1 protein-coding gene is annotated in these 2,017 nt (G+C 65.7%); it reads left to right on the forward strand.

Features of this window, described 5'->3' with window-relative positions:
* Window positions 1–2,017, forward strand: a 2,017-nt coding sequence (locus EOA24_RS35780; RefSeq protein ID WP_281059921.1) for a glucoamylase family protein, incomplete at both ends; no start/stop codon positions are given.

Here is a 2,017-nt window from a genome sequence, read left to right on the forward strand (position 1 = left end):
CGTGACGACCGAGCAGCATCATTTGCCGCCGGACAATTTCCAGGAAAGCCCGGCGCCGGTGGTGGCGCCGCGCACCTCGCCGACCAATATCGGCGTCTATCTGCTCTCGGTGGTGTCGGCGCGCGATTTCGGCTGGATCAGCCTGTCGGATGCCATCACCCGCATCGACGCCACGATGACGACCATCGAGAACATGCCGCGCGACCGCGGCCATCTCTACAACTGGTATGACACGACGACGCTGAAGCCGCTCTATCCGCTTTACATCTCGGCGGTCGACAGCGGCAATCTCGCCGGACATCTGGTCGCGGTTGCCGCCTCCTGCGCCGAATGGGCCGAAGCGCCGTCCGTGCATCTGCAGGGCGATTTCGAAGGCATCATCGACACCGTCACCATCCTCGACGAAAGCCTGGAAGAGCTGCCGGACGACCGCCGTCAACTGCGGCCGCTGCGCCAGCGCCTGGCCGACCGTCTCGATGGCATGCGCCGCGCGGTTGCGACCATCAAGGCGCAGCCGGAGATGGCCTCGATCCGCACCATCAACCTTGCCGTGCTCGCCGGCGAGATCCGCAAGCTCGCCACCGCGATCCACACCGAGGCGGCCTCGCCCAAGAGCGATGTCATCGCCGACTGGGCGGCCAGGCTGGAAGCGACCTGCGAGGCGCATGTGCACGATTCGCACAATGACGAGAGCGCCGTCGCCGCTCTGCGTGCCAAGTTGCTCGCTCTGCGCGAGCGCTGCCGCCGCTACGCCTTCGAGATGGATTTCTCCTTCCTGATGCGCCAGGAGCGCAAGCTGCTCTCGATCGGCTACCGCGTCGAGGACCGCCAGCTCGACGAAAGCTGCTACGACCTTCTCGCCTCCGAAGCGCGGTTGACGAGCCTGTTCGCCATCGCCAAGGGCGACCTGCCGACCGAGCATTGGTTCCGTCTCGGACGCCCGATCGTCGAGATCGGCTTTCAGGGCGCGCTGATGTCCTGGTCGGGCTCGATGTTCGAGTATCTGATGCCGCCTCTGGTGATGAAGGAGCCGCAGGGCTCGATCCTCAACCAGACCAGCAAGCTCATCATCAAGCGCCAGATCCAGTATGCGCGTTCCAAGAACGTGCCCTGGGGCATTTCGGAAGCGGCCTATAACGCCCGCGACCGCGAGCTCACCTATCAGTACACCAATTTCGGCGTGCCCGGCCTGGGCCTGAAGCGGGGCCTTGGCCAGAACACCGTGATCGCGCCCTATGCGACGATTCTCGCGGCGCAGTTCAGCCCGCGCGAGGCGGTGCAGAACCTGCAGCGGTTGCGCTCGATCGGCGCGCTTGGCCGCCACGGTTTCTACGACGCGGTCGATTTCACGCCGCAGCGCGTGCCTGAAGGCACCGACCACGCCGTGGTGCAGAACTACATGGCGCACCATTCCGGCATGTCGATCGCCGCTGTCGCCGACGCCATTTTCGAGGGCCGGCTGCGCGAGCGTTTCCACAGCGATCCGGTGATCGAGTCGGCCGAGCTTCTCCTGCAGGAGAAGGCGCCGCGCGACATTCCGACCGCGACCGTCAGGACGGAAGCCGACGAGAGATCCAAGGACGAGACCGAGACGGAGAGCCCGGACAGCCGCGTCATCCTCGATCCCATCAAGGCGCTGCGGGCGACCAACGTCATGTCCAACGGCCGCTATTCGGTCATGGTCACCGCGACCGGCTCCGGCTACAGCCGCTTCGGCGAGCTTGCCGTCACCCGCTGGCAGCCGGATCCGAGCGAGGATCGCCTTGGCTCCTATATCTTCCTGCGCGACACCGCGACGGGCGACTGGTGGTCCGCCACCGCCGAGCCGAAGCGCGCCGAGGGCGAACGCGTCCAGACGCTGTTCGGCGACGACAAGGCGAGCTTCACCAAGTCCGTCGGCTCGCTGCGTTCCGAGGTCGAGTGCATCGTCATTTCCGAGGGCAATGGCGAAGGCCGCCGCATCACCCTCTACAATGACGGTGCCACCGACCGGCATATCGAGGCGACATCCTTCGCC

This window comes from Mesorhizobium sp. M2A.F.Ca.ET.039.01.1.1 (genome assembly GCF_003998035.1).
Taxonomy (GTDB): Bacteria; Pseudomonadota; Alphaproteobacteria; order Rhizobiales; family Rhizobiaceae; genus Mesorhizobium.